The sequence below is a fragment of the Streptomyces dengpaensis genome (genome assembly GCF_002946835.1).
GTDB lineage: Bacteria > Actinomycetota > Actinomycetes > Streptomycetales > Streptomycetaceae > Streptomyces > Streptomyces dengpaensis.
This window is the reverse complement of sequence record NZ_CP026652.1, coordinates 8002090-8025235: the sequence shown is the minus strand read 5'-3', so window position 1 is coordinate 8025235 and position 23146 is coordinate 8002090. Positions and strand designations below refer to the sequence as shown.

Genomic DNA, 23146 nt, shown 5'->3' with positions numbered 1-23146 from the left:
TCAGGTGGCCGCCTGGACGCCGATCGAGTCGAAGGCCGCCGTCACCGCCGTCCCGAGCTCCTGCGCATCGACCCCGGCGCGGGAGCGCAGATTCACTCCGTATGCCAGCAGGGCGAGCAGCTCGGCTGCGGCCCCGGGGTCGGTACCCAGGGCCAGCTGGCCCTGGGCCTGGGCCGTGAGCAGCGTCGCGTGCAGGGCGTTCCGCAGCTGCTGGTGGTGCTGGTCGAGGATGCATCGCACCTCTGGGTCACTGTTCTCGCCGACCGCTTGGGCGTTGGCGACCATGCAGCCCCATTGGGCGTACTCCCCCGAGCAACGCGTCTCGATCAGCTTGGTGAAGAACTCGGTGAGGGCGGGCAGGCCCCGCTCGTCCTCCGCGAGAGCGCGGAACGCCGGTTGCCAGCGGTTCTCGAGATAGCGGCGCAGAGCGGCGCGGTAGAGCTCCTGTTTGCCGCCGAAGGTGGCGTACAGGCTGGAGCGGTTGAGGCCGGTCGCGGTCACGACGTCCTGGATCCCGGTCGAGGCAGCGCCCTTCCGCCAGAACAGCCGCACCACCGTCTCCAGAGCCGCGTCCGGATCGAAGTGCTTGATGTCCGGCATTGTTCACCCCACGATCCTGAAATGGAAATTCCAAGATACCGCGGTTCCGCACTTGGTCGGAGGACACGTGGAGCACTATCTTGGAACGACTATTCCAAGATGGGATCCCGCTCAGGAGGAACACCCCGATGACCCTCAACGCCGAGCCGCGTGCCTTCTTCGACGCCCGGCAGCAGGAGATCCCGGCCGAAATCCGGGAGATCATGAACCGGGCCGGCCAGGAACTCGCCGAGTCCGGCCAGGCCGACCGCGCTCTGAACGTTGGTGCCCAGGCCCCCCGCTTCAGCCTGCCCTCGGCGGGTGGGCCGACCGTCACCCTGGACGGCCTGCTAGCCGAGGGGCCGGTGGTGCTGACGTTCTACCGCGGCGCCTGGTGCCCGTACTGCAACATCGCCCTGCGTGCTCTGCAGCAGCACCACCACGACATCACCGCACGCGGCGCCCGGCTGGTGGCCGTGTCGCCGCAGGTCCCCGACGGGTCCCTGTCGCTGAGCTATAAGCATGAGCTCGCCTTCGACGTCCTGAGCGACCTCGGCTCCGACACCGCCAGGCAGTACGGCCTAGCCTTCGACCTGCCGGACGATCTGGCGGCCGTCTACGACAAGCTCGGCTTCGACCTCCAGCACGTCAACGCAGGCCACCCCCGCACCCTGCCGCTGCCCGCCACATACGTCATCGACCGCGACGCCACCATCCGCTGGGCTTTCGTCAGCACCGACTACACCACCCGGGCCGAGCCGGCCGACATCCTGGCGGCCCTCGACTCCCTCGGCGGCGGGCGTCATGGCTATCTGCATGAACTGCGCGACCAGAAAGCGTCGTTCCGCGACATCGTCAAGTCCGTGCACACCGTGCGTACGGCCTCCCAGATCCCCTCCGCGATCGCCGCCGCCTGGGAGTCCGCGCTGACCGCCCCGCACGGGCCGGTCTGGGTGGAGATCCCGCAGGACGTACTGCTCGCCGAGACGACCCTGCCGCCCGTCACCGCCCTGGACGCCACACCGCGCGAGCTGCTCCCCCGCCCCGAGCTGACCGCCGTCGCCGCACAGCTGCTGCAGCACGCGGAGCGCCCGGCGATCATCGCGGGCGGTGGTGTCGTACGCTCCGACGCCTCCGGCAAGCTGCTGGCGCTCGCCGAGAAGCTGGACGCCCCGGTCGTCACCACCTTCGGCGGCAAGGGCGCCTTCCCCTGGGAGCACCCGCTCTCGCTGCAGTCCTGGCTGGAGGACCGGCACACCACCGACTTCCTCGAAGACGCCGATGTCCTCCTGGTCGTCGGCTCCGGCCTCGGTGAACTCTCCTCGAACTACCGCACCTTCGCGCCGCGCGGCCGGGTCATCCAGATCGAGGCGGACCTCGGCAAGCTGGAGTCCAACTACCCCGCGCTGGGCATCCACGCCGACGCCCGGATCGCGCTCACCGCGCTGCTGGAGACGGTGGAGATGGGGGTCCCACCCGTGCCCGGAGGGCTACGGGGGAGACGTGATCCATCGGCCGACGAGCGGGTCTGGGCGGCGTGGACCACGCTGTCGGCGTCGATGCCGTTGGTAGCGGTACACGTCGTCGAGGGCGCCGGACTGGCCGAAGCGGCTGACGCCGAGCGCGGTGACCGGCACGTTGTTGATCGCGGCGAGGAAGGCGGGCGTGTGCGGGTGGCCGTCGAGCAGGGTCACCAGAGGGGTGGCCCGGTTGGCGGGGAAGACCTGGTCCAGGAACCACCCCGGTTCGTCGTCCAGGCCGCGTCGGCCCCGCATGGCGCGGAACAGCAGGTCCGGGCTGGTCACGCAGACCACGTCGGCCGGGAACCCGAGCCCCGCCAGCCGGTCCGCCGAGGTCAGGGCCTCCGGCACCATGGCGCCCATCACGGCGATGGTCACCGCGGGTTTCTCCGTCCGCCGCAGCGCGTAGGCACCGGCCAGGACCTGGCGTCTCCGCCGTTCCCTGGCGGTCGGGTCGGCGGGCACGCCGGCAAGCGCCTGGTCCACCGGCCGGTGGTTAGCCGCAGGTGCGCCGAACTCCCTTCCGGTTTCCCCAGGTTGCCCAGCTCTGCCAGCAGGCACCGGCCCTGGCTCCCTGACGGCCTGTGGGAACTGATCGGTCTTCGAGCGAGCAGATGACACCGCCTTCCAGACCGCGCCGTTCGAGTTTCGCGACTGCTCGACCTGATTGATCCACGACGGTACGTCGGAGTGAAGTGCAGATGGAAGCATGGATGCTCCATCAGTCAGCGGTACACCGTCAGGCGTGTTCGGGTCGCCGGTGGCCTTGTTGGGGCCGGCTTCCGAACTGCGGTCGGCCGGTTCAGGAACGCACGAGGCGGGCGATGGCGTTGGACGCCTCCTTGAGCTTCAGCTCCTTCTCTTCGCCGCCCTGTTCCACGGCGTCGCTCACGCACGTGGCCATGTGCTCGTCGAGCATCTGGAGGGCGAAGGACTGGAGGGCCCGGGTGGTCGCCGACACCTGGGTGAGGATGTCGATGCAGTAGGTGTCCTCCTCGACAAGCCGTTGCAGACCGCGTACCTGGCCCTCGATGCGGCGCAGGCGCAGCAGTACGTCGTCTTTGTGCTTCTTCTGGCCGGCCATGGTTCTGTGTGTCCTCGCCTTTGGAATCGCCCTTGGAGGATGTTGCGGAGCCCTCACCCCTTCGCAAGGGTACCCGTCCCTGTACATACGGGGCCGGGGTATCCCGAGGCGGTTTCAGCGCGGCGCACAGCCCGGCGTCCTGCACCGGGCGGGGTTCGCCGCGGATGCGCTCGGTTGTTCGAGTCTGGTGGCGGCCGCCTGGAGCAGGCTCGCGGCCATGATGCGTACGACCGGGTGGGCCGCTGTGCGCCGGAGCAGGTTCAGTGTCTGGTGCATGGCGGGATCTCTTACCCTTTCACGCGATGGCCTCCGTATGGCCTGCCCCTCCCGAAGGGGGCGGGAGGGGCAGGTCGCACGGAGGTCGGAGGGACCGTCGTCGGGGTCAGGCCGCGGCGCCGGTGGTGGCGCGCCGTTCCCGGGCGGCCGAGGACGCCCCCGGGGTGTCGTCGCGGTTCTCGGCCAGCGCGCGGAAGCCGCGCAGCCGGAGGCTGTTGGCGACCACGAAGACCGAGGAGAAGGCCATCGCGGCACCCGCGAGCATGGGGTTGAGCATCCCGGCCGCGGCCAGTGGTATTGCGGCCACGTTGTAGGCGAAGGCCCAGAACAGGTTGCCCTTGATGGTGGACAGGGTGCGGCGGGCGAGGCGGATGGCGTCCGCCGCGACCCGCAGGTCTCCCCGTACCAGCGTGAGGTCGCTCGCTTCGATGGCCACGTCGGTGCCGGTGCCCATGGCCAGGCCCAGGTCGGCCTGGGCGAGGGCGGCGGCGTCGTTGACCCCGTCGCCGACCATGGCGACCTTCTGGCCCTCGCTCTGCAGTCGGCGTACCGTGTCCGCCTTGTCGGCGGGCATCACCTCGGCGATCACGTCGTCGGCGCTGATGCCGACCTGGGCGGCGACCGTAGCGGCTGCCGTGGCGTTGTCGCCGGTCAGCAGGATCGGGCGCAGCCCGAGGTCGCGGAACTGGCGGATCGCCGTGGCGCTGGTGGGCTTGGTGGTGTCGGAGACCACCAGGACGCCCCGGGCCTCGCCGTCCCAGGCTACCGCCACCGCGGTGCGGCTCTCCCGCTCCGCGTCGGTCATCGCCCGTTCCAGGTATTCGGGCAGGGTGATGGCCCACTCGCTCAGCAGCCGGGGCCGGCCCACGATGATCGCGTGGCCTTCCACGACGCCCTGGACGCCCAGGCCTTCGATGTTGGCGAAGTCGGCGACGTCGGGCAGGTCCTCGCCGGTCTCCTGTACCGCCCCGGTGGCGATGGCCTGTGCGATCGGGTGCTCGGAGGCGGCCTCTACCGCGCCGGCCAGCCGCAGCAGTTCGAGCCGGTCGCCTCCGGCGGCGGGGGCGGCCAGCGCCAGGCCCATCTTGCCGGTGGTCACCGTGCCGGTCTTGTCCAGCACGATGGTGTCGATCCGCCGGGTGGACTCCAGTACCTGGGGGCCCTTGATCAGGATGCCGAGCTGTGCTCCGCGTCCGGTGCCGACCATGAGCGCGGTCGGGGTGGCGAGGCCCAGGGCGCAGGGGCAGGCGACGATCAGCACGGCCACCGCGGCGGTGAACGCCTCGGCCCAGTTGCCGTTCGCGCCCAGCCAGAACCCGAGGGTGCCCAGGGCGAGAGCGATCACGATCGGTACGAAGAACCCGGAGATCTGGTCCGCGAGCCGCTGAACCTGGGCCTTGCCGTTCTGGGCGTCCTCGACCAGCCTGGCCATCTGGGCGAGCTGGGTGTCGGAGCCGACCCGGGTGGCACGCACCAGCAGGCGGCCGCCGGCGTTGACGGTCGCGCCGATCACCTCGTCACCGGGCGCGATCTCCACGGGCACCGACTCGCCGGTCAGCATGCTCGCGTCGATGGCCGAGGTGCCGTCGGTGATCACGCCGTCGGTGGCGATCTTCTCGCCGGGGCGCACCACGAAGACGTCGCCCACGGCGAGTTGGCTGATCGGGATGCGCTCCTCGCGGCCGCCGCGCAGCACGACGACGTCCTTGGCGCCCATTTCCAGCAGGGCCTTGAGCGCGGCGCCCGCCCGGCGCTTGGAGCGGGCCTCGAAGTAGCGCCCCGCCAGGATGAACGTGGTGACGCCGGCGGCGGCTTCCAGATAGATGTTCCCGGCCCCGTCCGAGCGGGAGATGGTCAGCTCGAACGGGTGGGTCATCCCCGGCGTGCCCGCGGTGCCGAAGAAGAGGGCGTACAGGGACCAGAAGAACGCCGCCAGCGTGCCCAGCGAGATCAGCGTGTCCATGGTGGCCGCGCCGTGCCGCAGGTTGGTCCAGGCGGCCTTGTGGAACGGCCAGGCTCCGTACACGACGACCGGGGCGGCCAGGGTCAGCGACGCCCACTGCCAGTAGTCGAACTGTGCGGCGGGCACCATCGCCATGATGATGACGGGGATGGACAGCGCCCCGGAGATCAGCAGCCGGTCCCGCAGCGAACGCGTATGGTCCACCTCGGCCGGAGCGGAGGCGTCGGCCCCGGCGCCGTCCTCACGCGGCGGCGCGGGCAGTTGCGCGGTGTACCCGACCTTCTCGACCTCCGCCACCAGGTCACCCGGCACGTAGGAGCCGGGGTAGTGGACCTTCGCCTTCTCCGTGGCGTAGTTGACGGTGGCGGTGACGCCCTCCAGCTTGTTCAGCCGCTTCTCGATGCGGGCCGCGCACGAGGCGCAGGTCATCCCGCCGATCGCGAGCTCGACGACGTCGAGCGCCCCGTCGCCGACGACCTTCAGATCCTGTCCGGTGCTGCTCACCGTGCCTCCCAGTCGGTGATGAACGCGGCAGGCGCCGCGATGCCCATGCTCATGCCCATGTCGTGGTCCATGGGCATCTCGTCGCCTCCCGAGCCGCCGTCCCCGATCGGCCCCGCGAGCCGGCCGATACCGAACGCTGCCAGGAACGCGACGGCGAGCGCCGCCGCGTAGAGCCCCAGCCTGGCGGCCGTACTCACTTCTCCTCCCGGGCCGTGAGCTCGTAACCGGCCTCGTCGACGGCCGCCGAGACCGCGGCGTAGTCCAGGCGCTGCTCGCTGGTCACGGTCACCCGGCCCGTGGCGAGATCCACCTCGACCTCCTTCACCCCGTCGATGCCGCCGATCTCGGAGCTGACCGAACCGACGCAGTGGCCGCAGGTCATGCCCGTCACGGTGTAGACGTCCTGAAGCATGCCGTTCTCCCTTGATCTCGTGATGCGTTGGTTGATGGATACGTGGCCGCGGCGAGCGGCTCACCCAGAGCAACATATACCCCTGGGGGGTATATGACAGGCACGGGTGTGCCGATGTGAGCCGTCTCTCAGTCGATCCCCCGTGCCGAAGGCCGCGGCTGTGCGGCGGTGAGGGACACCAGTACGGCGCCGTCGGCGACCGTGACCGGGTAGACGGGCACCGGGCCGCTGGCCGGCTTGGTGCCCTCGCCCGTGCGCAGGTCGAAGCGGGCGCCGCGCCAGGGGCACTCGATGAGGCAGTCCTCGACGTCACCCTCACTCAGTGACGCCTGGACGTGCGTGCAGGTGTCGCCTATCGCGAACACCTCTCCGCCCGTGTTCACCAGGCAGATCGCGACTCCCTCGATGTCGACGCGGACCGGGGTGCCCTCGGGGAGGGCGGCCAGCTCGCAGGCGGGGATGTAGCGGGAATCGGTCATGACGGGGCTCCTTCTTCTTGGACGGGTTTTTCGTTGAACCGGTGTGGTGCGGTGGGCGGTTCGGTCGGCCGTGTCAGAGGGTCGTGCTCTTCAGGGGGACCGCCGGGTCGCCGAGCCGATCGAGGTCCACCGGCGTGCCGGACTCGATCAGGCGGCGGACCTGGAGCATGTCCCGAGGGCGGTCGACGGTCACGAGCGCGGCGAGGGAGCCGTCGCGGAGCCAGCACGCCGCCCACTGGTCCGATGCCGGATCGCCCTGCCATATCAGCGAGTCGGCGCCCTCGTGCCGCCCGGCGTACTGCACCCGGCGGCCGAACTGGTCGGACCAGAAGTACGGCACCGGGTCGAACGCCCGGTCGCCGCCCAGGATGTTGGCGGCCAGCACTGCGGCACCCCGCATGGCGTGGTCCCAGTGGTGGACCAGCAGCCTGCGCGCGGAGGGGAAGGAGGCGCAGGCGCCGACCGCCCACACCCCGGGCCGGGACGCGGCCAGGTGGTCGTCCGTCTCCACCGACAGATCGGCCCCGAGCGCCAGGCCGGAGCCCCGAAGCCAGTCGGTGGCCGGCCGGGCCCCCACGCCCGCCACCACCACATCGGCCTTGAGGTGTTCACCGCTCGCCAGCCGCACGCCGTCGGCCTCGAAGCCGGTGACCGCCACGCCAGTACGCAGCTCCACGCCCGCTTCCCGGTACCAGGGGAGGGTATGCAGCGCCGCCTCGGACGGCAGGACTCCGGCCAGCGGCAGATCCGCCCTCTGAACGACTGTCACCTGACACCCCAGCAGCCGGGCCGAGGTCGCCGTCTCGGCTCCGATCCAGCCGGCTCCGACGACGACCACGTGTCCTCCACGGTGCGCAGCAGGTGGACGCCGGTCTCCTGCCAGACGCCCGGCGGCGTGAGGGGTACCGCGCCGGTGGCGAGCATGAGATGGTCCGCCTCGACCGAGCCGCCGTCATGGTGGGGCCGGACACCCGCAGCCGGACCCGACTCGAACCCGAGCGCCCTGCGGCCCAGCAGGAGCTGGATGTCAATCGCCCACCAGTCGACCTCGAACGTGGACGCCTCGACTGCTCCGGTGAGCAGTTCCTTGGACACCGGCGCCCGGTCGTACGGGAGATGAGCCTCCTCCCCGAGGAGAGTGATGCGGCCCTTCCATCCCTGCGCCCGCAGCTCCGAGGCCGTCTGCACGCCGGCGGTATACCTATGGGGGGTAGGGGTACACGCGTGGCCCCTCTGGCGCAACAGCAGCCCTTACCTATACCCCCTAACGGTATGTTACGTTGATCGGGATACCCATGGGGGGTGTCTGAAGCGAGGCGCTCGCCGCCGCTTCCGACACTCGGAACCGAAGGGAAACCGGAAACCCGTGACCAACCTGGCAACCATCTCCGACGCTCGCACCCGCTCCGACCAGCGCCATCTGGTCGACGACGAGCTGTGGGACCGTCTCGTGAACCGCATCGTCCAGGACGAGGCGATGGAACGCCCACTCGCCGAACGGAGTCGCCACCCTCCGCGCGGACATGGACCGCGACAAGGTCTTCACGGCACAAGAGGCCGTCGCGTACGGGCTGGCCGACGAGGTGGTGAGCCGACGGCTCACGGCGGCCTGACATCCCTGCGGCACCCCGGACACCGGGCTCAGACGCCGTGTGGTGCCCGGCCGCCGTCGGCCGGTCAGGCGGCGAGACACATGCCGTCGTACCGAGAGGCCGACGCGGAGCGGCTGTGGGCCGGTCCGGCCTGCGCGAGGCGCGTCAGCTCGTCCTGCGCCAGCGAGAGCAGGTCGGTGAGGCCGAGACCGAGGGCGCGAGCGGCGGCCGCGAGGACTTCCGAGGAGGCCTCCTTGCGGCCACGCTCCAGCTCGGAGAGGTACGGCATCGAGATCCGGGCCGCGTCGGCCACGTCCTTGAGCGTGCGCTCCTGGGCGAGACGTTCGCGCCGCAGGACGTCGCCGACGAGGTCACGCCAGAGCGGCTCCTTGACCCGGCGCAAGGGGGCCGGTGGCGTCGGCCGGGGCGCGAGGACCTGCCGGGGCCCTTGTGGCGCCGGTGCCGGAGCCGTGGCCGGTTCCGGCGTGGCCGCCGGGCGCAGAGGGATGACGCGGGCTGCGTCCGGGCCGGGGTTGTGCGGCGCTTGGTTGCTCACCCCTTCAGCCTAGAAGCGCCGAGCCGTACGGGAACGGATCGGCGTTCCGCCGTCGGTGGAATCCGGGGTGGTGGGCCTTGCTGCCTTACTGACCTACTCGGCCGTCGATCCGTTCGCGCAGGAAGTCCGCGTGGCCGTTGTGCCGGGCGTACTCCTCGATCATGTGGACCAGCACCTCGCGGAGTGCGATGGGCTCGTCGTGGTGCGTGCCGGTGATGTCCAGTCCAGGGGCCTCGGCCACGAAGTGTTCGGCGAAGGCCACTTCGGAGCGCCAGGTGGCCCAGGCCTCGGCGACGACCTCGGGGTCGGGCACCGCGCCGTTGAAGTCGCCGTTGCGATCGGCGTCGGAGCGGTAGTGGCGTGGCACGTCCTGTCCGGCCATCACCTGCCGGAACCAGGTCAGTTCAACGTCTGCCATATGCCGCAGGAGCCCGAGCAACGACAGGTTCGACGGCTCGACCGAGCGCCGGGCCATCGCCTCGGCGTCGAGCCCGGCGCACTTCATCTCCAACGTCAGCCGCTGGTCCCGCAGATATCCGACGAGCGTGTCCTGCTCCCCCACGTACCCCCCGTCGCTCCGCGGATCCTCCTCCGGCCGCACGAACATGTCCCACCATCCGAAGTTCCGCTCGATCCCGGGCTGTTCACCGGAGTTCGGTCGCACGCTGTTGGCCTCCATGCGCACGAGCATCCACCGCGGCCAGGGGTTCCGCCACCGGTTTTCGCTCGGCTCCTCAGCTCTCCTCCGGGGCGGGCTCGGCCGGCTCCTCCGGGGCTTCCTCCTCCGGGGCTTGCTCCTCAGGGGTCTGTTCCTGCGGAGCTTCCTGCGTGGCTTCCTCGGGGGTTTCCTCGGGGGCCTGCTCCGTGGCTTCCTCAGGGGTCTGCTGCGTGGCTTCGCCGGTCTCGGGGGCGGGGGTGGCGGGCGACTCCGGCGAGGGCTCCGTCGTCGTGGGCGGGGGCTCCGTTGTCTGTTCGGCGGTCGGGGACTCCGGCGTCGGGGTCGGCTCCGTTGTCTGTTCGGCGGTCGGGGACTCCGGCGTCGGGGTCGGCTCCGTTGTCTGTTCGGCGGTCGGAGACTCGGGCGTCGGGGTCGGCTCCGTTGGCGACTCCGGCTCCGACTCCGGTGTGGTCGTCGGAGGTTCGGTGGGCGGGGACTTGGTTTCCGACGGCGACGACGGCGTGGAGGGTGACGTAGGCGACGTGGTCTCGGGCGACGGAGACGTCGGTGACGGGGAAGTCGGCGACGGAGATGTCGGTGACGGCGACGTTGGCGACGGGGAAGTCGGCGACGGAGACGTTGGCGACGGCGAAGTCGGTGACGGCGACGTTGGCGACGGGGAAGTCGGCGACGGGGAAGTCGGCGACGGAGACTTCGGCGACGGGGAAGTCGGTGACGGGGACAGGGTGGTCACCGTCGGGAAGGGATACGGGTACTTGGGCGACTTCGTCTTCTGATCGTGGCGGACGTTGTAGCCCTTGTGCCGGGCGATCCATTCGTCCTTGCGGGGGTCGAAGATGACGAACACCTTGACGACCGTGACCGAGGGCGCGACGACCACGACGTTCTGTGGCCGGTACGACGACCACTGCTTGCCGACCGGCTTGGGGGTGGACTTCTGCTGGACGGGCGCCTGCACCGGGTTGCCGCACGCGCAGCGCACGCGGGGCGCCCCGTGGGAGTCGACGAGGACGGCGGTGCCCGCCTGGAAGACCGCCTGGTAGCTGGTGGCCGCGCCCTCGCGGTAGCCGTGGTTGGTGACGCGGGTGTCCATCCGCAGTTGCACCGGGGTGAGCGAGCGCAGATACTCCGGGACCCGGGAGGGCTCAATGCCCTGCAGCGAGGCGAACGCCTTGCTCTTCGCCGAGTCCGCCTGCAGTGCGCTGATCTGCTTCTCCACGTTGCAACTGGAGGTGTTGCGGGCGCCGCTGTAGACGCCCGGCGCGGAACCGGTCACGCTGCGCGTCACGTTGGCGGGTCCCGTCGTGGGCGGCGCCGTCGGGGTCTCCGGTGTGGGAGACGTCGTCCGGGTCTCCGGTGCGGGAGACCCCGTCGTTGTCTCCGTCGCGGGAGACCCCGTTGTTGTCTCCGGTGCCGGAGACCCCGTCGTTGTCTCCGGCGCGGGCGACGCCGTCAGGGTCTCCGGCGGGACGGCACTGTCGTTCGCCGTCGACTCGGTGAACGGGTCGGGACCGGCCTCCGCCGCGGGCTGGAGGAAGACCTCACTGCCGGTGCTCTGTCCGCCGGTGTTCGAGAAGACGAGACCCAGGACCACCGCGGCCGCCACACCACCGCTGATCAGCGCGACGCGGGGCGCCGACTTCCACCAGGGGTGCTCCGGCCCCTTGCCCGGCTCACCCGGGCCGCCGGGACCACCGGGCCCGGGAGGTCCACCGGGCCCGCCCGCGCCACCGCCCGCACCGCTCGGCGGTGTGGGACGGCTCGCGCTCGGCTGCGACGGACCCGACAGGGGGCCCGAAGGCGGTCCGGTAGGCCGGCCAGGGGGCGGCGGTTCGACGCTCACGAGCTCTTCTCCCCGCAGTAGGGATACTGCAGCGCTTTAACACATTTCAGAGCTTTAACGCACTTCATAACTCTTTTGGCGTATCGAACCCATTGTGTGCTCCGATCCCGTACTGCCCGCAAGCCGACGCGGTCGGCCCTCCCGAGGGGCGGACCGCGCCGACCCTGCTTAGCGTGGCGGCGTGAGCCCCCGAACACCGTCCGACCAGGCAGTTCCCCGCAATGGCGACCGGGTTGCCCGCACCGGTGGGCGGGCGGTCGTCCACCACGGCTGGGTCCAGGCCGTCGTGATCGTGCTGACCGGGATGATCGTCATGGGGGTGGTCGCCGCGCTCGGCTTGTGGGCGGCGGGTGCCGCGAATCTCCCCGGCAACGCGTTCCCGCGGGTCGTCGCGGCCACCGTCGTGACAGCGCTGGGCGGCCACGTCGAATTCGCCGGCGACGGGGGAGTCATCGCCGACACCCAGGCGGATCTGACAGTGACTCCGCTGTCGGTCACGCTGGCCGGGGCCCTGGTGATCTCGGCCGGTTTTCTGCGGCCGGTGCGCCAGCGGGCCGTCGCCGGCACCGCCGAACTGGCCGGGTGGGCCGCCCGGATCGCCGTCCTGTGGGTGCCGGCCCTGGTCGCACTCGCGCTCTTCGCCCACCAGAACTTCACGATGTCCCTCGGGAACGGCATCATCGACGACATCGGCGACTCGCTCGGTGCCACGCCCGAGGCGGGCTTCCAGACCGACATGGCGCCGGCGCTGGTCTTCGGAGCGCTGTGGCTGGCGGGCGTGTTCGTCCTCGCCCTGCTGGTCTCGCGCGCGGCGCCGCTCCCCGCACGGCTGTCGCGGTTCCGGGAGTCGGTGCGTCCGGCCGCGTTCGCCATGGTCGCGCTGCTGCTGGCGTACGTCGCCCTGGGCGTGGTCATCGGACTGCTGGTGGCGGCGACCCGTGGCCGTGCCCCCGAGACGTTCGCCGTGATCCTGCTCGGACTCCCGAACCTTGTCTGGCTCGGCTTCACGATCGGGCTGGGCGCCACCTGGAACGGGCGTGTGGACGAACCCTTCGGGCTGCCGATGCCGCATCCGCTCGACGCGGCGCTGCGCACCCCGGACGTCGCCACGCTCCATCTCAACTCCCTTGCCGACTACGACGGCAGGGTGTGGTGGCTCGTGGTCGTCGACGCGGTGCTGCTCGTGGCCGCCGCGTTCCTCATGGCGGTCCGCTCGCCGGCCCGGATGCGGGCCCGGCAGCACGCCGTGCACATGGCGGTCGCGCTCGCGCTCACAGTGCTCATGATCTGCCTGGTCGGCCGCGTCTCGGCGCACTACGACCTGTCGTTCCTCGGCATCGGCGACAGCGGCGGCGGCTTCAAGGGCGAACTCCTTCTGAAGCCCCAGGTGTGGACCGCGCTCGGGTCCGCCGTCCTGTGGGGGCTGGCCGCCGGGTTCCTCGGTGGCCGGCTGGCGAAGGGCGTCCACCGCAAGAGCTAGGTCAAGACGGCGGCTCCCGACCGGCGTTGACTATTCCTTCAGGGAGCCGTTCGTCAACGCTCGCCTTGGTCGTCTTCCTCGAACGTGACGACGCGGGTGGGTTCGCGGTCCTCCGGAGCCTGTTCCCGTACGGGCTTCGCAGCCTGGTCCTGTAGGGGCTCCGAAGCCGCGAACGTGCTCAGGCGCGTCCCGTCGCAGTACACCCACCGCTCGTGCTCGCCGTCGTACAGCCAGAGGGACTCGCCGTCGATGACCACCCCGATCCGCTGTCCTTGCGTACGGCCGCGGAAGGACTCCCCGTCGAGTTGCCCGTCCGCGAGCTCCTCGGCGGCGGCGCGGTAGCGGGTGAGCGCCTCCTCGACGCGGGCGAGCAGCGGACGGGGGTCCGCCGTGCGGGTGAGAGGGCAGCTCGCGGCGGGCGGTTCCTGCGGTACGGCGATCAGGAGGCGACCGTCGACCCAGGCCGACCAGCCGTTGGCGCAGAGGATCCGGCCCCAGTCCCCGAGCCGGTCGACCAGCTGGACGGGCAGCAGCCCGTCCAGGGGCACGCTGGGCCGGGACGGATCCGGGCTCTCCCAGGTGGGCAGGCCCTCCTGGGGGACGACGTGCGTGGGGCGGAAGTGTGGGGTCGTCATCGGCGCCTCCCCCCGCATGACCACGGGTCCGTGCCGCCGCAGCGGGTGGTCCGCCGCCTATGCGAAGACGTGCAGTTCTCGCCCTCCGGCGTCCAGCGGCCGGCCTCGGGGCGTGGCACGGCGTGGTGGGACGAGACGTCGGCACCGTCGATGACGACCTCGCTCAAGGGGGCGCGCCCTACGTGACCGTCGCGGCTCGGACGCATCACCGTGAAGCCCGTCTCGGTCTCGAGGACGAGTTCGGGCGCAGTCGGCGCGACCGGCCGCTCTCCCATGCCAGAATTCTAGCCATCTGTCCATATGTGCGCCTGACCATTACGCCGGGGGTGACGGAGCCGCCGAGTCGGTGCGCCAGGGGTGGAAGATCGGCCGGGACCGCCGTCGCGGTCAGGCGGCGGAAATGCCCAGCACCGCGGCGGTCCGCTGCATGCGCAGCGCGTCCACGGATTCCGCGAGCAGTTCGTATTCGGTGGTGTCGTCGCTGGTGGCGATGCGGACCAGCTTTCCCGCGGCCAATTCCTCGGCGACCAGCTCCTGTTGGACATCGTCCCCGGCCCAGGCGCGCAGCATGCTCGGCACGTCCGGGACGTTGTCCGCCACTGGTGCGATGGAATTCGGCGGGAAGGTGGGATCCTCGGGTTGTGGATCGAGCCGCTCGGCCATCCAGGCCGCGCGGTCCCGCATCCACCACAGGGCCAGCGCCAGGGTCGGCGCGCGATACGTTCCCAGGGGTACGCCGACGCGCTGACCACCGCACATTCCGTACGCGGTGACATGGCACAGGAATTCGTCGTGCACGATCGCTCCCCCGTAGGCGTCGCTCGTCGCCGGTCCGGCCTCGCTTTCCCTGCGGCTCGTTTCTGGCTGTGCGCGCTGGCGCTGTACGACTCAATCGCTGAGCACGGTGGTGCTGTCCGGGCGTGGGTCAATTGCCCTGAGATTGAGTATCGTCACTCCTGACCCTCTGTCACCATGCCATTCCAGCCAGTCTCTTGGCATATTCACAGCTTGGTTTGGCCGAAACGGCACCGACAGTGCCGCGGCCGGGCGCTCGCGGCATTACCCGTGAGGTAATCGACGCCGCGAGCGCCCCCGGGCAGGGTGGTCGTACCGGATCCCAACGGGGCACAGCGCGGAGGGATTTTGGCCCCTCACCAGCACGTACGACCTCGATGGAGGCTGATTCACCATGTCCGCGAGCAACCACCGTTACGAGACCGCTGTCGCCCGTTACTTCGAGGCCTGGAACGCGGCCGGGCCGGACGGTCCGGCGAAGGCGGTCGCCGCCGTTTGGGCCGCTGACGGCAGCTACACCGACCCGCTGGCCGATGTCCGCGGCCATGAGCAGATCACGGGGGCGCACGAGCAGTTCCCGGGATTCACCTTCCGGCTCCTCGGCGCGGTCGACGGGCACCACGACATCGCCCGCTTCGGATGGGAGCTGGCCAACGAGGCGGACGGATCGGCCCCCGTCGCCGGATTCGACGTGATCACCCTGGACGGCGAGGACCGCATCCGGAGCGTGTACGGATTCCTGGACCGCCTGCCGGTCTAGGTCGTGGTCCTGGTCCTGGTCCGGCATCATGCCGGGCCAGGACCAGGCCTGGAACCGCGTCACTGCTTGATGATCGCGTCGATCCGGGCCAGCTCCTCCGGATCGAACCCCAGGTTGCCGACGGCCGCGACGCTGTCCTCCAGCTGCCGCGGGCTGCTCGCGCCGATCAGCGCGGAGGTCACCCGGCCTCCGCGCAGCACCCAGGCGAGGGCCAGCTGCGCCAGGGACTGGCCCCGCGACTTGGCGATCTCGTCGAGGTCGCGCAGCTGTCGTACGAGGTCCTCGGTGACGGTGTCGGCACTCAGGAAGGGGCTGTCGCCCGCGGCGCGCGAACCCTCCGGGATGCCGTCGAGGTAGCGGCCGGTCAGCAGGCCCTGCTCCAGCGGCGAGTAGGCGATGGAGCCCACCTGAAGCTCGTCCAGGGTGTCCAGGAGCCCTTCCTCAGGCCGGCGGTGGAGCATCGAGTAGCGCGGCTGGTGGATCAGCAGCGGGGTGCCCAAGTCGCGCAGGATGCGGGCGGCCTCGCGGGTCTGTTCCGGCGAGTAGTTGGAGACGCCGGCGTACAGCGCCTTGCCCTGCTGGACCGCCGAGTGCAGGGCGCCCATCGTCTCCTCCAGGGGAGTCTCCGGGTCGGGGCGGTGCGAGTAGAAGATGTCCACGTAGTCCAGGCCCATCCGGCCCAGGCTCTGGTCGAGCGAGGACAGCAGGTATTTGCGCGAGCCCCATTCGCCGTACGGGCCCGGCCACATCAGGTGTCCGGCCTTGGTGGAGATGACCAGCTCGTCGCGGTAGGGCGCGAAGTCGGCCTTCAGGGCGTCGCCGAGTGCCGACTCGGCGGCGCCGGGCGGCGGACCGTAGTTGTTCGCCAGGTCGAAGTGGGTGACCCCGAGGTCGAAGGCGCGACGCAGGATGGCGCGCTGGGTCTCAACCGGCCGGTCGGGGCCGAAATTGTGCCACAGGCCGAGCGACAGCGCGGGGAGCTTCAGGCCGCTTCGTCCGGTGCGCCGGTAGGGCATGTCCGCGTAACGGTCGGGGTGTGCGGTATACAACGCGTACTCCTGGGAGGCCGGGAAAATAGGTCTCCCACTCTCGCGCGCGCCCGGGGCAGCGGTCCAACGGGAGAATCGGATGGGATTCAGCGATGGCGCTTCTCAATCGGGGCTTACCCTTGGCCCTCATGGAATTGCGCCACCTTCAGCACTTCGTCGCGGTCGCCGAGGAACAGCACTTCACCCGTGCCGCGGAGCGGTTGATGGTCTCGCAGTCGGGCCTGTCGTCCTCGATCCGCGCCCTGGAGCGGGAACTGCAGGCCCCGCTGTTCGTCCGCACCACCCGTCGGGTCACGCTCACCGAGGCAGGGCGTGCCCTGCTGGGCGAGGCGGAGCGGATCCTGGCCCAGGTCCGCTCGGCGCACGACGCGGTGGCCGCCGTGCGGGGCGTGCTGCGCGGCACGCTCTCCCTCGGCACCGAACAGTGCATCGCCGGTGTGCATGTGGCCAGGCTCCTCGCCCGGTTCCGGCGGCGGTACCCCGATGTCGAGATCAGGCTGCGGCAGGCGGGGTCCGCGGCGCTGGCCGAGGAGGTCGCCGCGGGGCGTCTCGACCTGGCCTTCGGGGTGCGGACCCAGGCGGACACCGACCAGCTGCGGAACGTCTCGCTGACCAGCGAGCCGATGACCGTGCTCTGCCATCCCGCGCACCACCTCGCGAGCGCTGCCGTGCTCACGCCCGAGGAGCTGGGCGGCGAGGACTTCGTCGACTTCCACCCCGACTGGGGGCCGCGCCGCACCACCGACGCGGCCTTCACGGCGGCGGGCGTGCACCGCACCGTGACGCTCGAGGTCAACGACGTGCACGGCCTCCTGGCACTGGTGCACGAAGGCCTCGGTATCGCCGTCGTACCTCGCCATTTCGGCCTCAAGCCCGAGGCGGGCGATCTCACCGCTCTCCCTCTCAAGGGCGCTGCCGAGACGTCGTACGAGACCGTCGCGATGCTGCCTCCGCCGGCCGCCACCAGTCCGGCGGCGCGGGCGCTGATGGTGCTGCTCGACAGCTGGATTCCGGACGCGTGAAAGGCGCGCGAAGGACGGGCATGCGCGAGGGTGGACGCATGCATGCGAAGGACATCCTCATCGACGCGTACAGCCGCATCCAGGAAGAAGTCCATGCCGCCGTCGACGGTCTGTCGCCGGAGGACCTCAATACCCGTCCCGCCCAGGGCGCCAATTCCCTCTCATGGCTGATCTGGCATCTCACCCGTGTCCAGGACGACCATGTCGCCGACGCCTCCGGGCTCGACCAGGTCTGGCCGGCCGAGGGCTGGGAGAAGCGTTTCGGGCTCGCTCTGCCCCGCCTGGACACGGGGTACGGTCACAGCCCGGCGAAGGTGGCCAAGGTCCAGGTCAAGTCGGGTGAGCTGCTGACCGGGTACTACGACGCGGTGCACGCACAGAGCCTGAAGTTTCTGCGCGGCCTGACCGCCAAGGACCTGGAGCGCGTCGTGGACGAGGGCTGGACCCCGCCGGTCACCCTCGGCGTACGGCTGGTGAGCGTCCTGGCCGACGATCTGCAGCATGTCGGCCAGGCCGCGTACGTACGCGGGCTGCTCTGAGCGCTGCCCTGTCCGTGGGACGTGCTGGTCCTGCGCGTACTAAAGCGCGGCCTCGTAGCCGGGCAGCACCACGTCGCGGATGAGGGCATTGCGCTCGTCGAACGGGATGAACGCGCTCTTGACCGCGTTCACCGTGACCGTGCGCAGGTCCTCGACGCTCCAGCCCGCCTCCTCGACCAGCAGCGACATCTCGCGGGTCATCGTCGTGCCCGACACCAGCCGGTTGTCGGTGTTGAGGGTGACGCGGAAGCCCAGGTCGCGCAGCGCGGTGATGGGGTGTTCGGCGATGGAGGTGGCCGCCCCCGTCTGGAGGTTGGACGTGGGGCACATCTCCAAGGCGATACGGCGGTCGCGCACCCAGCCCGCGAGACGGCCGAGCTTGCCGTCGACGATGTCCTCGGTGATGCGGACGCCGTGGCCGATGCGCTGGGCGCCGCAGACCTGAAGAGCCTGGTGGATGCTGGGCAGGCCGTGGGCCTCACCGGCGTGGATGGTGAACGGGACACTCTCGCCGCGCAGGTGCTCGAAGGCCGCGAGGTGGTCGGCGGGCGGGAAACCGTCCTCGGCCCCGGCGATGTCGAAGCCGACGACGCCGGCGTCCCGGAAGGCCACCGCGAGGTCGGCGATCTCGCGGGTGCGGTCGAACATGCGCATGCCGCAGAGCAGGGTGCCGACACGCACCGGGGTGCCCGCGGCGGCCGCCTTGGCCATGCCCGCCGCCAGGCCCTCCTGCACGGTCTCGACGACCTCGGGCAGGGTGAGCCCGCCGATCACCATCAGCTCGGGCGCGTACCGGACCTCGCCGTAGACGACGCCGTCCTCGGCCAGGTCGAGGACGTACTCCTCGGCGGTGCGCAGCAGGCCCTCGCGGGTCTGCATCACGGCGAGGGTGTGCTCGAAGGTGGCTATGTAGCGCACCAGGTCACCGGAGTTGGCGGCCTCGTAGTACCAGTCGGCCAGCGCCCGCGGGTCGGTGGTGGGAAGGGTGTGGCCGACCGTCTCCGCGAGCTCCACGAGGGTGGTGGGGCGCAGACCGCCGTCGAGGTGGTCGTGCAGCACGGCCTTGGGGAGGCGGCGGAGGGTGTCGATGTCGATGCGGGGCGCGGTCATGCGTGTCGTTCCTCGGCAGGTGGGTCGGGTCTCGGGGAGGTTGGGGAAGGTCGGGCTATGCGGTGGGCTGGAGCAGGTCCCAGCGGTTGCCGTACAGGTCCTGGAAGACGACGACCGAGCCGTACGGCTCGTGGCGCGGCTCCTCCAGGAAGGTCACGCCCGCCGCACGCATCCGCCCGTAGTCGCGGGCGAAGTCGTCGGTGTGCAGGAAGAAGCCCACGCGCCCGCCGGTCTGGTCACCGATCCGGCCGCGCTGCGCCTCGTCCTTGGCCCGGGCCAGCAGCAGTCCGCTGCCGCCGCCCTCGGTGCCCGGCTCGACCACGACCCAGCGGGAGCTGTCCGGGCGCGCCGTGTCCTCCACGAGCCGGAATCCGAGGGCTTCGGTGTAGTGGCGGATCGCCTCGTCGTAGTCGTCGACGACGAGGGTGACCAGGGCGATGCGTCTCATCGGGGCCCTTCCAGGGTTATACGTAACACGTCGGGTTGACACGTAGGGTACGGCATCCCGTCGGGTGGTCCGGGAACGGTCGCCCGCGGGCTGTCGTTCAGGCCGCCCCGGATCATGCCCGCGTGCTCCGCCCCGTGCCGTCCGGGCCGGGGCAGCACGCCCTGCGCATGCATGGCAGGGTGGAGATCGACTCGGGACCGGCCCGCCGCCCCCCTTTGACGCTTGCCCCCACAGGAGTTGAGTGACATGTCCGAGCTGCCGAAGCCGACCGGAGCCCCGGCTCATCAGAACGTGACCTTCCCCAGCGCCGAGGGCACCGCCCACGGCTATCTGGCGCTGCCGCCCTCCGGGCGGGGCCCCGGCGTGATCGTCATCCAGGAGTGGTGGGGCCTGACCGACCACATCGCGCAGGTCGCGGACCGGCTCGCCGCCGAGGGCTTCGTCGCCCTCGCTCCCGACTTGTACGGCGGCAATGTGGCGCACGACAGCGGCGAGGCCCTCCGGATGATGCGGGAACTGCCGGTGCCGCGCGGCGTCGAGCTGCTCTCCGGCGCGGTGCACTATCTGCTGGATCTGCCCGAGGTCACCTCGGACACGGTGGGTGCGATCGGCTTCTGCATGGGCGGCGGCTTCGTCATCTACCTGGCCGCGGCGGACCCGCGCGTCTCCGCGGCGGTGCCGTTCTACGGCGTGATCCGGGGCGAGCTGCCCGACTTCTCCGGCCTCAAGTCACAGATTCAGGGCCACTACGGCGAACTCGACACGAGCATCCCGACGGAGAGCCTGGACCAGCTGAGCAAGGCGATCCACGAGCAGTCCGGCATCACCCCGGACCTTCGCCTCTACCCCGCCCAGCACGCCTTCTTCAACGACGGCCGCCCCGAGACGTACGACGCCGGGTCGGCCGCCCAGGCCTGGGAGAGCACGGTGGCCTTCCTGCACGAGCAGCTGGGCTGAGCCCTCGGCAGCCGTCCGCCCCACAGCGGTTCCGCTCGGGCGGGCGGCTGCCGCGCCGGCGCATGGGGCCCCTGCCATGTACCGGGCAAGGGCCCTCGGCCTCACTGTCCCCGGGTGTGGAGCGCGTCGAGCCGGGCCATTTCTTCGTCCGTGAGCCGGAGCGCGCCCGCGGCCACGTTCTCGGTCAGGTGGTCCGGATTGCCGGTGCCGGGGATGGCGAGCACATGCGGGCCCTGCTGGAGGGTCCATGCCAGCCGGACCTGGGCGGGCGTCGCGCCGTGCGCCCGCGCGACGGCCAGCACCTCGTCGTCGGTGGCGCCGCTCGGGCCCAGCGCGCCGCCCTGGCCCGCGATCGCGAAGAACGGCACGAACGCGATGCCCTGTTCACCGCAGGCCCGCAGCACGGCGTCGGCCTCGGGGTCCGGGGAGTCGAGGCCGTACTGGTTCTGCACGGCTACCACCGGCGCGATGGCCTGCGCCTCGGCGAGGTGCCTGGTCTCGACACTCGAGATGCCGAGATGCCGGATCAGGCCGGCGTCGCGCAGTCCGGCCAGCGCGCCGAAGTGCTCGGCGATCGAGTCCTGTCGCATACGGCGCAGATACACCACGTCGAGGTGGTCGCGGCCGAGCTGGCGCAGGTTCTCCTCGACGTGGCCGCGCAGGTCCTCGGGTCTGGCCGAGGTGCCCCACTCCCCCGAGTAGTCGCGGAACGGGCCGACCTTGGTGGCGATGACCAGGTCGTCCGCGTACGGGGAGAGCGCTCTGTTGATCAGTTCGTTCGCGGAGCGCAGCGGGGAGAAGTAGAAGGCGGCGGTGTCGATGTGGTTGACGCCCAGCTCAATAGCGCGCCGCAGCACGGCGATCGAGCGGTCACGGTCGCTCGGCGTGCCGTGGTGGAAGGCCGCGCTGCCCGTCAACCGCATGGCGCCGAAGCCGACGCGGTTGACGGTGAGATCTCCTAGTTTCCAGGTGCCCGCGGCTGCCGCGGTGATCGGCTCTGAGGTCATCGCGGCAGTTTCGCACACGCTGCACTGGTCGCTTTGCTGTGCCGCTGCGCGGCACGGTCACTGGTGGGGAGGTGGCGCAGTAAGCCCGTCGGCTCACAGGGTGGATTCGGCGCTCGCCCCGTCGAGCGTGTCCACGAGGCGTCCCAGCAGGGCCCGCAGCAGCTCGTCGTCGCCGTCGCTGAGCACCGGCCACCGCGCGCGGACCTCGCGGTCGAGGCGCCGCCAGTACGTCTGGCCGCGTGGGGTGAGGTGGGCGAGGATGCGGCGCCGGTCGAGTGGGTCGACGCGACGGTGGACGAGGTTCTGGTCGACGAGGTGGTCGACGAGCTTGGTCAGGGTCGCGGGCGGCAGGAAGGCGGCTTCGGCTATCGCCGTCATGTGATGCCCCTGGCCGTCGGAGAGCAGGGCGAGCACCCGCCAGGCGTCGAGCGAGCACCCGTCCTCGTCGAGCACGGCCCGCAGCCGGCGCGCGGCCAGCCGCTCGGCCCGCGTCAGGAGGTGGATCAGATCCTGGGGCCGACGCGGAGATGGGGTGGGCATCCTGCTCCTCGCTCCCGGGGGCGTACATGATACGAGACACACTGGAGTTCACCAGGCGGACCCGAGATCATGACGCCATGTTCCGGCACGACGCACCCCCGCCCGACTGGTTCACGGCAGACGACTCCGTGCTCGGCGTGGCGCTCGTCTTCCCGATGCAGGGGTCGGCCGGGATCTTCGGACCCACGTGCGAGCTGTGCGCGCAGCTGGCGGCGGAGGAGATCAACCGCGCGGGCGGCGTCCTCGGCAAGGAGCTGCGGCTGCTGCCCGTCGACGGAGGCACCCGGCCGCGCGAAGTGGCCGACCATGTCGAGGCGTTGGTGGATCTGGGAGTCGTGCAGGGCGTCACGGGCTGGCACATCTCCTCCGTGCGGCAGGCACTGGCGCCGAGGATCGCGCACCGGGTGCCGTACGTCTACACCGCCCTGTACGAGGGCGGGGAGCACACCGCGGGCGTCTTCCTCACCAGCGAGACGCCGCGCGATCAACTGCGGCCCGCGATGGGCTTGCTGGCCCATGAGCGCGGGGTGCGCCGCTGGTTCGTCGTGGGCAACGACTATGTGTGGCCCCGCCGTACGGCCCGGGCCGCCCACGCCTACGCGCACGCCTCGGGCGGGAGTATCCAGGGAGAGGTCTATCTGCCCCTGGGCACGCACGACTTCGACGCGGTGCTGCGCCGGATCGAGCGGTCGGACGCGGACGCCGTGCTCCTGCTGCTCGTGGGCAGCGACGCGGTGCGGTTCAACCGGGCGTTCGCCGCGGCCGGGCTGGACGCGCGCTGTCTGCGGCTGAGCACGCTGATGGACGAGAACATGCTGATGGCCAGTGGACCGACGGCCACCGTGGACCTCTACAGCACCGCCGGGTTCTTCGCCTCGCTCGCGAACCAGGACGCCCTCGACTTCCACGGCCAGTACGCCGGGCGGTTCGGCATCGAGGCGCCGGCCCTGGGCAGTCTCGGCGAATCGTGTTACGAAGGCGTGCTGTTGCTGGCCGCGCTCATCGGCCGGGCCAGGACGCTCGACGTGTCGGCGATCGGGGCGGCGGCCGAGACGGTCTCGTACGAGGGCCCTCGCGGTCTGCTGCACCTGCGTGGCCGTCACGTACGCCAGCGCATCTATCTGGCACGGGCGGACGGTGTGGACTTCGACGTGGTCGCGGAGCTCGATCTCCACGCATCCCGCCCTTGACATGGACGCGTCCCCGCCAAGATACTTCCCACAGGAAGTAACCAGAATGCCTCGGGCGCACCATGAATTCACATGTGGAATTCCGCCCCGGGCATTTTTTGTTGCCCCGCTAAGCCCCGTGACGGGT

Annotated in this window: 27 protein-coding genes and 2 pseudogenes; 8 read left to right on the top strand and 21 right to left on the bottom strand. The window is 70.8% G+C overall.

Annotated elements, in window-relative coordinates; genetic code table 11:
• The gene (locus C4B68_RS37410; protein WP_099502195.1) at positions 1 to 600 is read right to left on the bottom strand and encodes a TetR/AcrR family transcriptional regulator; all 600 of its coding nucleotides are present in this window, start codon (positions 598 to 600) and stop codon (positions 1 to 3) included.
• A 128-nt stretch (positions 601 to 728) separates the two neighbouring features.
• On the opposite strand from C4B68_RS37410, the pseudogene C4B68_RS44485 reads away from it, so the two are divergent.
• Positions 729 to 2108: pseudogene (locus C4B68_RS44485) on the top strand (redoxin domain-containing protein); the annotation flags it as partial.
• On the opposite strand, the gene C4B68_RS44900 reads toward C4B68_RS44485, so the two are convergent.
• The 9 genes from C4B68_RS44900 to C4B68_RS44480 form a co-directional block, all read right to left on the bottom strand.
• Positions 2070 to 2453 carry a hypothetical protein gene (locus C4B68_RS44900; RefSeq protein ID WP_420824038.1) on the bottom strand — a complete coding sequence of 128 codons (384 nt, stop codon included), beginning with the start codon at positions 2451 to 2453 and terminating at the stop codon, positions 2070 to 2072. The pseudogene C4B68_RS44485 and the gene C4B68_RS44900 sit on opposite strands and share 39 nt — an antisense overlap.
• Before the next feature lie 448 nt (positions 2454 to 2901).
• Positions 2902 to 3183: a metal-sensitive transcriptional regulator gene (locus C4B68_RS37390; protein WP_099502196.1), complete on the bottom strand. Its 282-nt coding sequence runs from the start codon at positions 3181 to 3183 to the stop codon at positions 2902 to 2904.
• A 114-nt stretch (positions 3184 to 3297) separates the two neighbouring features.
• Positions 3298 to 3459, bottom strand: coding sequence for a hypothetical protein (locus C4B68_RS42245; protein WP_167459236.1), 162 nt, complete (start codon positions 3457 to 3459; stop codon positions 3298 to 3300).
• A gap of 106 nt (positions 3460 to 3565) precedes the next feature.
• Positions 3566 to 5851: a heavy metal translocating P-type ATPase gene (locus C4B68_RS37385; protein ID WP_099502338.1), complete on the bottom strand. Its 2286-nt coding sequence runs from the start codon at positions 5849 to 5851 to the stop codon at positions 3566 to 3568.
• A 71-nt stretch (positions 5852 to 5922) separates the two neighbouring features.
• Positions 5923 to 6123 carry a hypothetical protein gene (locus tag C4B68_RS37380; RefSeq protein WP_099502197.1) on the bottom strand — a complete coding sequence of 67 codons (201 nt, stop codon included), beginning with the start codon at positions 6121 to 6123 and terminating at the stop codon, positions 5923 to 5925.
• Positions 6120 to 6338: a heavy-metal-associated domain-containing protein gene (locus C4B68_RS37375; protein ID WP_099502198.1), complete on the bottom strand. Its 219-nt coding sequence runs from the start codon at positions 6336 to 6338 to the stop codon at positions 6120 to 6122. The genes C4B68_RS37380 and C4B68_RS37375 overlap by 4 nt, the downstream gene beginning before the upstream one ends.
• A gap of 128 nt (positions 6339 to 6466) precedes the next feature.
• A complete protein-coding gene (locus C4B68_RS37370; protein ID WP_099502199.1) occupies positions 6467 to 6817 on the bottom strand; it encodes a non-heme iron oxygenase ferredoxin subunit in 351 nt (116 codons plus the stop codon).
• A gap of 73 nt (positions 6818 to 6890) precedes the next feature.
• Positions 6891 to 7655, bottom strand: a complete 765-nt coding sequence (locus C4B68_RS37365) for an NAD(P)/FAD-dependent oxidoreductase (RefSeq protein WP_338059741.1) — start codon at positions 7653 to 7655, stop codon at positions 6891 to 6893.
• The gene (locus C4B68_RS44480; protein ID WP_338059740.1) at positions 7583 to 8005 is read right to left on the bottom strand and encodes an FAD-dependent oxidoreductase; all 423 of its coding nucleotides are present in this window, start codon (positions 8003 to 8005) and stop codon (positions 7583 to 7585) included. The genes C4B68_RS37365 and C4B68_RS44480 overlap by 73 nt, the downstream gene beginning before the upstream one ends.
• A 299-nt stretch (positions 8006 to 8304) precedes the next feature.
• Between C4B68_RS44480 and C4B68_RS37355 the strand changes: the two are divergent.
• A pseudogene (locus tag C4B68_RS37355) lies at positions 8305 to 8430 on the top strand (ATP-dependent Clp protease proteolytic subunit); the annotation flags it as partial.
• Between the two features lie 64 nt (positions 8431 to 8494).
• Here C4B68_RS37355 and C4B68_RS44225 read toward each other — a convergent pair.
• From C4B68_RS44225 to C4B68_RS43795, 3 genes are all read right to left on the bottom strand, one after another.
• Positions 8495 to 8965, bottom strand: a complete 471-nt coding sequence (locus C4B68_RS44225) for a helix-turn-helix domain-containing protein (RefSeq protein WP_099502201.1) — start codon at positions 8963 to 8965, stop codon at positions 8495 to 8497.
• Between the two features lie 85 nt (positions 8966 to 9050).
• Positions 9051 to 9572 (bottom strand): DinB family protein, encoded by a 522-nt coding sequence (locus tag C4B68_RS37345; protein WP_099502339.1) that lies wholly within the window; start codon positions 9570 to 9572, stop codon positions 9051 to 9053.
• Positions 9573 to 9699: 127 nt separating this feature from the next.
• On the bottom strand, positions 9700 to 11487 hold the full coding sequence (locus C4B68_RS43795; RefSeq protein ID WP_180289264.1) for a DUF6777 domain-containing protein: 1788 nt from the start codon (positions 11485 to 11487) through the stop codon (positions 9700 to 9702).
• A gap of 181 nt (positions 11488 to 11668) precedes the next feature.
• Between C4B68_RS43795 and C4B68_RS37335 the strand changes: the two genes are divergently transcribed.
• Entirely contained in the window at positions 11669 to 12967 is a 1299-nt protein-coding gene (locus C4B68_RS37335) for a streptophobe family protein (RefSeq protein ID WP_373682228.1), read from the top strand.
• A gap of 53 nt (positions 12968 to 13020) precedes the next feature.
• Here C4B68_RS37335 and C4B68_RS37330 read toward each other — a convergent pair whose 3' ends face one another.
• The 3 genes from C4B68_RS37330 to C4B68_RS37320 form a co-directional block, all read right to left on the bottom strand.
• Complete coding sequence (locus C4B68_RS37330) at positions 13021 to 13602, bottom strand: hypothetical protein (RefSeq protein ID WP_099502341.1); 582 nt, start codon at positions 13600 to 13602, stop codon at positions 13021 to 13023.
• Entirely contained in the window at positions 13599 to 13877 is a 279-nt protein-coding gene (locus tag C4B68_RS37325) for an FHA domain-containing protein (protein ID WP_180289265.1), read from the bottom strand. The genes C4B68_RS37330 and C4B68_RS37325 overlap by 4 nt, the downstream gene beginning before the upstream one ends.
• Before the next feature lie 112 nt (positions 13878 to 13989).
• Positions 13990 to 14400 (bottom strand): hypothetical protein, encoded by a 411-nt coding sequence (locus tag C4B68_RS37320; RefSeq protein ID WP_099502202.1) that lies wholly within the window; start codon positions 14398 to 14400, stop codon positions 13990 to 13992.
• A gap of 391 nt (positions 14401 to 14791) precedes the next feature.
• On the opposite strand from C4B68_RS37320, the gene C4B68_RS37315 reads away from it, so the two are divergent.
• Entirely contained in the window at positions 14792 to 15157 is a 366-nt protein-coding gene (locus C4B68_RS37315; protein WP_099502203.1) for a nuclear transport factor 2 family protein, read from the top strand.
• A gap of 59 nt (positions 15158 to 15216) precedes the next feature.
• Here the strand turns inward: C4B68_RS37315 and mgrA are convergent, their stop codons facing one another.
• Positions 15217 to 16206 carry an L-glyceraldehyde 3-phosphate reductase gene (mgrA, locus tag C4B68_RS37310; RefSeq protein WP_099502204.1) on the bottom strand — a complete coding sequence of 330 codons (990 nt, stop codon included), beginning with the start codon at positions 16204 to 16206 and terminating at the stop codon, positions 15217 to 15219.
• A 128-nt stretch (positions 16207 to 16334) separates the two neighbouring features.
• Here mgrA and C4B68_RS37305 point away from each other — a divergent pair, with 128 nt between their 5' ends.
• Both C4B68_RS37305 and C4B68_RS37300 read left to right on the top strand, forming a co-directional pair.
• Positions 16335 to 17228, top strand: a complete 894-nt coding sequence (locus C4B68_RS37305) for a LysR family transcriptional regulator (RefSeq protein ID WP_099502205.1) — start codon at positions 16335 to 16337, stop codon at positions 17226 to 17228.
• Between the two features lie 38 nt (positions 17229 to 17266).
• Positions 17267 to 17767 (top strand): mycothiol transferase, encoded by a 501-nt coding sequence (locus tag C4B68_RS37300; protein ID WP_099502342.1) that lies wholly within the window; start codon positions 17267 to 17269, stop codon positions 17765 to 17767.
• A 39-nt stretch (positions 17768 to 17806) separates the two neighbouring features.
• On the opposite strand, the gene C4B68_RS37295 is transcribed toward C4B68_RS37300, so the two are convergent.
• Positions 17807 to 18877, bottom strand: coding sequence for an adenosine deaminase (locus C4B68_RS37295; RefSeq protein ID WP_099502206.1), 1071 nt, complete (start codon positions 18875 to 18877; stop codon positions 17807 to 17809).
• A gap of 55 nt (positions 18878 to 18932) precedes the next feature.
• Complete coding sequence (locus C4B68_RS37290; protein WP_099502207.1) at positions 18933 to 19325, bottom strand: VOC family protein; 393 nt, start codon at positions 19323 to 19325, stop codon at positions 18933 to 18935.
• Between the two features lie 246 nt (positions 19326 to 19571).
• Between C4B68_RS37290 and C4B68_RS37285 the strand changes: the two genes are divergently transcribed.
• The gene (locus C4B68_RS37285) at positions 19572 to 20282 is read left to right on the top strand and encodes a dienelactone hydrolase family protein (protein WP_099502208.1); all 711 of its coding nucleotides are present in this window, start codon (positions 19572 to 19574) and stop codon (positions 20280 to 20282) included.
• Between the two features lie 101 nt (positions 20283 to 20383).
• Here the strand turns inward: C4B68_RS37285 and C4B68_RS37280 are convergent, their stop codons facing one another.
• Both C4B68_RS37280 and C4B68_RS37275 read right to left on the bottom strand, forming a co-directional pair.
• Positions 20384 to 21289 carry an aldo/keto reductase gene (locus tag C4B68_RS37280; protein WP_180289266.1) on the bottom strand — a complete coding sequence of 302 codons (906 nt, stop codon included), beginning with the start codon at positions 21287 to 21289 and terminating at the stop codon, positions 20384 to 20386.
• Between the two features lie 93 nt (positions 21290 to 21382).
• Positions 21383 to 21829, bottom strand: coding sequence for a MarR family winged helix-turn-helix transcriptional regulator (locus C4B68_RS37275; RefSeq protein WP_099502210.1), 447 nt, complete (start codon positions 21827 to 21829; stop codon positions 21383 to 21385).
• A 77-nt stretch (positions 21830 to 21906) separates the two neighbouring features.
• Here C4B68_RS37275 and C4B68_RS37270 point away from each other — a divergent pair, with 77 nt between their 5' ends.
• Positions 21907 to 23019, top strand: coding sequence for a substrate-binding domain-containing protein (locus tag C4B68_RS37270; protein WP_099502211.1), 1113 nt, complete (start codon positions 21907 to 21909; stop codon positions 23017 to 23019).
• Positions 23020 to 23146: the final 127 nt, after the last annotated feature.